Source organism: Modicisalibacter radicis, from assembly GCF_900961225.1.
In the GTDB taxonomy this organism is placed as follows: Bacteria; Pseudomonadota; Gammaproteobacteria; order Pseudomonadales; family Halomonadaceae; genus Modicisalibacter.
The window spans coordinates 1-1,070 of sequence record NZ_CAAHFN010000114.1 but is presented as its reverse complement, the minus strand read 5'-3'; the positions used below and the strand labels follow the sequence as shown (position 1 = coordinate 1,070).

At 68.5% G+C, this 1,070-nt stretch carries 1 protein-coding gene; it reads left to right on the top strand.

All coding sequences use genetic code 11. The features are described from left to right. Window positions 1-1,070 (top strand): 2-oxoadipate dioxygenase/decarboxylase HglS (gene hglS / locus HR9077_RS19105; protein ID WP_136068900.1); only part of this gene is annotated, 1,070 nt, incomplete at both ends.

Here is a 1,070-nt window from a genome sequence, read left to right as displayed (position 1 = left end):
ATGTTGCGTCGGCTGTTCGCCGTGATGGGGATGGTCCCGGTCGGATACTACGACCTGTCGGAAGCCGGCGTGCCCGTGCACTCCACGGCGTTTCGCCCGGTCGATGACGAGGCCCTGGCCAGCAACCCCTTCCGGGTCTTCACCTCGCTGCTGCGTCTCGAACTGATCGAAAGCGACACCCTGCGCGAGCGAGCCGCAAAGATCCTCGCCGAGCGCGACATCTTCACCCCGGGGGCCCGCGAGCTGATCGCCCGGTGCGAGTCGCAGGGCGGGCTCGGCGACGAGGACGCCGATCGGTTCGTGAGCGAGGCGCTGGAGACCTTCCGCTGGCACCAGGATGCCACCGTGGACCTGGAAACCTACGAAGCGCTGCATGCCGAGCATCGCCTGATCGCCGACGTGGTCTGCTTCCGGGGGCCGCATATCAACCACCTGACGCCGCGCACCCTGGACATCGACGAAGTCCAGCGGCGCATGCCCCAGGCCGGCATGAACCCCAAGGCGGTGATCGAGGGCCCGCCGCGTCGCGACTGCCCGATCCTGCTGCGCCAGACCAGCTTCAAGGCGCTGGAGGAGACGACCCGCTTCGTCGGCGAACGCCAGGGTACCCACACCGCCCGCTTCGGCGAGATCGAACAGCGCGGCGTGGCGCTGACCGCGAAAGGCCGTGAGCTGTACGACCGCTTGCTCGGCGAGTCGCGCCGTCGCACGGCGGGGCTGACCAACGACGAGCATCAGCGCGTGCTGGCCGAGGTCTTTGCCGAGTTCCCCGACACGGAAGCGGAACTGCGTCGCCAGGCGCTGGCGTTCTTCGAATACCGGCCGACCGAGGCCGGCCGGCGGTCGGGCAAGGCGGGCGATTCGGATATCGAGGCATTGATCGAGCAGGGCCTCGTCGAGGCCCGGCCGATCACCTACGAGGATTTTCTGCCGGTGAGTGCGGCGGGCATCTTCCAGTCGAACCTCGGCGGTGGCGGCAACGACGCCTACGCGGGCAACGCGAACCGCGGCGCCCTGGAGGCGGCCTTGCAAGGCAAGGTCCATGATGAGCTCGAACTCTACGCCGAGCG